Genomic DNA, 5,864 nt, shown 5'->3' on the forward strand with positions numbered 1-5,864 from the left:
ACGGCCAGCGCACCGGTCACGTGCAGCGCGCGCAGCGTCGGGGTGTCCGGGTCGGCCACGACGTTCGCACCGGGCAGTAGCGGTGCGCGGCCCGAGTGCTGCGCTTTGCCGCCTCGCTGGCCTGCTGTTTTGAACGCGTTCGACAACTTCCACGACACGCTGGAGAGCCAGTGCATCAACAGCACGAACAATCCGAGCAGGAGCATCGCGGCGATCGAACGCAGCGAGGTCAGTTCCCGCACCGACTCCGGCACGAAACTCAGGCACTGCGCATTCGGCCGGAGACATTGCGCAGCGACCATGTCCAGCAGCACCACGGCGAGCTGCGCGACGAACAGCATCGTCAGCAGCAGCGCGCCGAGCCGCAGCAGCGCCCGCAGCACCGTCCCGAGCGCCTTGCCGATGCGGTCTTCCGGCCGCGGCGGTGGCAGCATCCAGTGCGCGACGTTGCTCAACGCGAACGGGAACAGCAGCGCCCAAGTGGCCTTGGACAACCCGCCGGAAGTCATCCCGCCCCACACGTAACCTTCGACGATGCGCGGCACGGTGCGGTCGCCCGCGGTCAGCATCGGCCCGGGCACCGGCCGCAGCAGCCGGTCGGCGGGGCGCACGATGCGCCCCACCCCGTCGCCCGCGACGTCCACGGAGGCCACCGAGTCGGTGAGCTCCTCCCCGGTGGTGCCCAGGATGCCGTGCACCCGCAGTTCGACCACGCGGGTGTCCGGCCCCGGTATCTGCACTGTGTCCTCCCGGCCGCAAGGTGGATCATGATCACGTGCTGGTGATTGTCCACCGCGCATCGGCTCGTGGCGAGCGATTGGCCACTCGATTGTGGCGGCGCGGGCGCGGCGGTGTCCCGTTTTCGCGGCGAACGGTGGGAAAACCTCGCGCGCACGGCAGTGCCGCGGACGCCCGTTGTGCGCAAGATCGCGACGGAGTTCCCCTGCTCGCGCCGACGTCGACCGACGAACGCAACGGGACCGAGGAGCCGTCCCCGCCGCGGCTCCTCGGTCCCTTCAGGCGGGTTCCGCTGGAGGTGCTCAGCGGGACCCGGGTCCGTGTACGTCGCCCATCCGGCCGGCCTGGATCACTATTCCCGAACCGCCGTTGCCGCTGAATTCGTTGTGCACGTGCTGCGGCTTGTCCGGTTCGGTGCGGCGCTGCTGCGCTTCGGCGACGTCCTCGCTCTGCACCGGCGTCAGTCCCTCGATCTGGCCGAGCCGCTGCGGATTCGCCGACGGCTTCGGGGTGTAGAGGTAGCCGGTCCCAAGGTAGCTCTTGACCTGCAACGCGTTCTTGGCGAACTGGCTGGGCCGCTGCTTGACGTAGTCGCCTGCGACGACGTCGGTGTAGACCCGCTCGGACAGGATCGCGGCCAGGAAGGTCACGTCCGGGTCGGAGTCGGCGAGCACCGCCCGCACCGGCTCGGAGTCCAGCAGCCGGTGCGTCTCGTTCATCGCCGTCGCGGGCCCGGCTTCCGGCACCGGTCCGATGTGGACGCTCGCACGCAGCCGCAGCCGCAGGTCCCGGCTGCGCGCGCGGACGACCTCGTCGTGGGCTTCGAGCACTTCCTGCAGCTCGCCGAGGAACGGATCCACCAGGAACGGCGTGTCCACCGCGTCCACCCCGAAGTAGTAGCCATCGCCGGTGGACGAGCCGAACACCCGGTTGTCCCAGAGCCGCCCCAGTTCGCGCTGCTCGAACGCGAGCGAGAGCAGCTGCGGGATGTCCTTGCTGAGCTGTTCCTGGTGCGCGCTCGGGCTGCTGCTGAAATCCCGCACGTCCACCGCGAACACCGCGCGGTACGGCGGCAGCTGCTTGCTGCGGCGGATGTTCTGGTGCGGGTCGGGGTTCGGCATCGCGGGCGGTCCTCTCTGCACTTGCTGTTGGAAGCACCATCGGCCACCGGTGCGGTGGCTCGTGTCCGATCTCGGACGTGTGGTGATCGACGTCACTATTGGCGGGAGCTTTGCACGTGCCGGCTCAGCGCGTCCACGTCCAGCAGGTGCACGCCGCCCGGCTCGGTGCGCAGCAAGCCCTCCGCGCGGAAGTCCGCCAGGCTCGCCGCCACCGAACTCCTTGCCACGCCGAGGAGTTCGGCCAGGTCGTGCTGGTAGAGCGGGACGAAACCCGCGGTGTCGCTGACCGCGACGAGCCGGCACAGCAGCCACGCGACCTTGGCCTTCACCGGAACACCGGCGAGTTCGGAGACCATGCTGCTGTTCGACCGCAGCTTCATGCTCAGGTAGCTGGTCAACATCTGATCCAACCTGCGGCGGTGCAGGAACGCCGTGAACTCGGCGTCCCGCAGCACGTGCGCCCGCACGTCGGTGACCGCGTAAACGCTGGCCGACCTCGGCTGCCGGTCCACCACTGCGAACTCGCCCAACGTGTCGCCGGGCCCGCGCACCGCGAGCAGCACCTGCCCGCGGTCCGGGCGGGCGGCGACGACCTTGCACACCCCGCGGACCACGGCCAGCACGTGGTGGCCCTCTTCGCCTTGGTTGAGCACCGTCTGCCCGGGCTCGAAGCGGGCCTGGGTGCCGATGTCCAGCAGTGCGCGCCAATTCTGCGGACCGAGGTGGTCGCGGAAGCTGCGGTAACCGGGGGAGGGTGGGAAGGCCACGGACGGTCAGTGTGCTGCACGCCGATCGGCAAGTGAATGATCTTCGAGTCAGCGCAACCCTAATGGCGGCGTACGCGCGGGCGCTGCGTATCGTTTCCCGGCGTGGGGCGGCTCATCGTGATCGAAGGAATGGACGGCGCGGGCAAGCGCACGCTCGCCGAAGGTCTCGGTGCACAGCTGCGGGCGCGCGGGTTTTCCTCGTCGCACGCCGCATTTCCCCGCTACGACACCGATGTGCACGCCGAACTGGTGCGGGAGGCGCTGCACGGCGCGCACGGTGATCTCGGTGCATCCGTGTACGGGATGGCGGTGCTCTACGCCCTGGACCGCCGCGGCGCCGTCGAAGCGCTGCGCGCGCAGCTCGCCGAGCACGACATCGTGCTGCTGGACCGCTACGTCGCATCGAACGCCGCGTACGGCGCCGCCCGCTTGCGCCAAGGCGCGGACGGCGAGTTCGTGCGCTGGGTCCACGAGCTGGAGGTCGAGCGCTTCGCCGCGCCCCGCCCCGACCTGCAACTGCTGCTGAACGTGCCGGCCACCGTCGCGGCCGATCGCGCCGAACACCGCGAACGCCGCGAGCAGGACCGCGACCGCGACAGCTTCGAGTCGGACGCCCCGCTGCAGCAGCGCGTCGGCGAGGTCTACGCGCAACTCGCCGAATCCGGGTGGTGGTCGCCGTGGCTCGTGGTCGCCGGCAGCGACCGGCCGGACTACGCCGAGCTGGCCAGTTTGCTCACCCGCTGACCCGGACTCGCCCGTTCGGCGGTACACCTCGCTCGCGGTTCGGTGCATACCCGGCGACCTGCGGTGACGATCGACGGGTGGTGCAAGACCCGGGAGTGAGAAGTGCAACCATGTGGGGCATGAAGGCGCGCGTGCTCGTGGTGGACGACGATCCGGCCCTGGCCGAAATGCTGACCATCGTCCTGCGCGGCGAAGGGTTCGAGACCGCCGTGGTCAGCGACGGCACCAAGGCGATGCCCGCGCTGCGCGAACTCAAACCGGACCTGGTGCTGCTGGACCTGATGCTGCCCGGGATGAACGGCATCGACGTGTGCAAGGCGATCCGCACCGAGTCCGTGGTGCCGATCGTGATGCTCACCGCCAAGAGCGACACCGTGGACGTCGTGCTGGGGCTGGAATCCGGCGCCGACGACTACGTGGTCAAGCCGTTCAAGCCGAAGGAGCTCGTCGCCCGGCTGCGCGCCCGGCTGCGCCGCACCGACGCCGAACCGGCCGAGGTGCTGGCCATCGGCGACCTCAGCATCGACGTGCCCGGCCACGAGGTCACCCGCGAGGGAGTGCCGATAGCGCTGACCCCGCTGGAGTTCGATCTGCTGGTCGCGCTGGCCCGCAAGCCGCGCCAGGTGTTCACCCGCGAGGTCCTGCTGGAGCAGGTCTGGGGTTACCGGCACGCCGCCGACACCCGCCTGGTGAACGTCCACGTGCAGCGGCTGCGGTCCAAAGTGGAAACCGACCCGGAGCGCCCGGAGGTGGTCCTGACGGTGCGCGGCGTCGGGTACAAGGCAGGACCGCCGTGACCGCCCGCCGCGTGGTCCGAACAGGACTGTCGCGGTGAGCGGGCGGACCGTGCGCGCGAAGGCGGCGCTGCGCGAGCGGGCGCTGCTGCTGCGCGGTGAACTCCGCGAGCGCTGGCAGCGGTTCGAGCTGCTGTGGCGCCGCTCGATGCAGCTGCGCGTGGTCGTGAGCACCTTGGCGCTGTCGTCCGCGGTGATCTTCGTGCTGGGCATGGTGCTGCTGACGCAGATCACCTACCAGCTGCTGGAGGCCAAGGAGCGCGCCGCGACCTCGCAGGTCAGAAGCAGCGTGGGGGTGCTGGAGCGGGAGCTGACCGCGGTCGACCCGAACTCGGACGACGTTTCCGAGCAGCTGGAGCAGGCGCTGAACCGGCTCACCACCCCGAACTCCGGCCGGTCCACCGGCCAGCCCGTGGCAGGCGTTTTCGACCCGGTGCTGGTGGACGGTTCGTCCGCGGCCCCGGGCCGGCCGCAACCGGCCGCGGGACCGATCGGTGACGTGCCCGGTGAGCTGCGGCGGTTCGTCGAACGCGGCCAGCTCGCCCGCCAGATCACCACCGTCTCCCGCGGGCCGAACCAGGTGACGATGCTGGTGGTCGGCACTCCGGTCGGCAGCTCCACCCGCTCGCTGCAGGCGTACCTGCTGTTCCCGCTCAGCGCGGAGCAGCGCACGCTCGACGTCGTGCAGAGCACGCTGCTGATCGGCGGGCTCGTGCTGGTGGTGCTGCTCGGCGCGATCACCAACCTGGTCACCCGCCAGGTGGTGCGCCCGGTGCGGCAGGCCGCGCAGAACGCGGCGCGGCTCGCCGACGGCGACCTCGACCAGCGGATGCGGGTGATCGGCGAGGACGACGTGGCCCGGCTGGCCGAGTCGTTCAACGAGATGGCCGACAGCCTCAAGCAGCAGATCCAGCAGCTGGAGGAGTTCGGCCAGCTGCAACGCCGGTTCACCTCGGACGTCTCGCACGAACTGCGCACCCCGCTGACCACGGTCCGGATGGCCGCCGACGTGCTGCACGCCTCCCGCGAGCAGTTCCCGGCCGGGCTGGCGCGCTCCACCGAGCTGCTGGTCGACGAACTGGACCGGTTCGAGGCGCTGCTGGCCGACCTGCTGGAGATCTCCCGGCTGGATGCCGGGGTCGCCGAGCTCTCGCCGGAACCGCTGCACCTGCCCGAGATCGTGCAGGGCGCGGTCGATTCGGTGCGTGCCATCGCCGAGACCAGCGGTGTCCCGCTGCGGGTGGAGGTGCCCGGCGAGAACCAGGACCTCAACCTCGTCGCCGACGCGCGGCGGCTGGAGCGGATCGTGCGCAACCTCGTCGCCAACGCCATCGACCACGCCGAGGGCGGTCCGGTGGAGATCCGCTTCGGCTCCGGCGAGGACGCGGTCGCGGTGAGCATCCGCGACTACGGCGTCGGTCTGCGGCCCGGCGAGGCGGACCTGGTGTTCACCCGGTTCTGGCGCGCCGACCCGTCCCGCAACCGGCGTACCGGCGGCACCGGTCTCGGCCTGTCCATCAGTTCCGAGGACGCCCGGCTGCACGGTGGCATGCTCGACGCGTGGGGTGAGCCGGAAGCAGGAGCCCTCGCCGGGCTCGCCCCAGGCCTCGAGGTTGCCGCCGTGCAGCCGCGCGTCCTCGGAGGCGATGGACAACCCGAGGCCGGTGCCGCCGGTGCGGCGGTTGCGCGAGGGGTCGGCG

Annotated in this window: 5 protein-coding genes and 1 pseudogene; 3 read left to right on the forward strand and 3 right to left on the reverse strand. The window is 70.7% G+C overall.

The annotated features are described in order from the left end of the window. From IJH84_RS18165 to IJH84_RS18175, 3 genes and pseudogenes are all read right to left on the reverse strand, one after another. Positions 1-740: pseudogene (locus IJH84_RS18165) on the reverse strand (hypothetical protein); the annotation flags it as partial. Between the two features lie 300 nt (positions 741-1,040). Further along, positions 1,041-1,859: a hypothetical protein gene (locus tag IJH84_RS18170; protein ID WP_295146594.1), complete on the reverse strand. Its 819-nt coding sequence runs from the start codon at positions 1,857-1,859 to the stop codon at positions 1,041-1,043. A gap of 95 nt (positions 1,860-1,954) precedes the next feature. Continuing rightward, positions 1,955-2,626, reverse strand: a complete 672-nt coding sequence (locus tag IJH84_RS18175) for a Crp/Fnr family transcriptional regulator (RefSeq protein ID WP_200073536.1) — start codon at positions 2,624-2,626, stop codon at positions 1,955-1,957. Between the two features lie 102 nt (positions 2,627-2,728). Here IJH84_RS18175 and IJH84_RS18180 point away from each other — a divergent pair, with 102 nt between their 5' ends. From IJH84_RS18180 to mtrB, 3 genes are all read left to right on the forward strand, one after another. After that, entirely contained in the window at positions 2,729-3,370 is a 642-nt protein-coding gene (locus tag IJH84_RS18180; protein WP_295146597.1) for a dTMP kinase, read from the forward strand. A gap of 119 nt (positions 3,371-3,489) precedes the next feature. After that, a complete protein-coding gene (gene mtrA, locus IJH84_RS18185; RefSeq protein WP_233628696.1) occupies positions 3,490-4,167 on the forward strand; it encodes an MtrAB system response regulator MtrA in 678 nt (225 codons plus the stop codon). A gap of 82 nt (positions 4,168-4,249) precedes the next feature. Continuing rightward, positions 4,250-5,864, forward strand: a 1,615-nt coding sequence (mtrB, locus tag IJH84_RS18190) for an MtrAB system histidine kinase MtrB (protein ID WP_295146601.1), incomplete at its 3' end; no start/stop codon positions are given.

Source organism: Saccharopolyspora sp. (assembly GCF_017434145.1).
Classification (GTDB): domain Bacteria; phylum Actinomycetota; class Actinomycetes; order Mycobacteriales; family Pseudonocardiaceae; genus Saccharopolyspora_C; species Saccharopolyspora_C galaxeae.

Coding starts and splice junctions, on each gene's coding strand:
- IJH84_RS18170 (WP_295146594.1), bottom strand. CDS start 1,859: ATGCCGAACCCCGACCCGCACCAGAACATCCGCCGCAGCAAGCAGCTG.
- mtrA (WP_233628696.1), top strand. CDS start 3,490: ATGAAGGCGCGCGTGCTCGTGGTGGACGACGATCCGGCCCTGGCCGAA.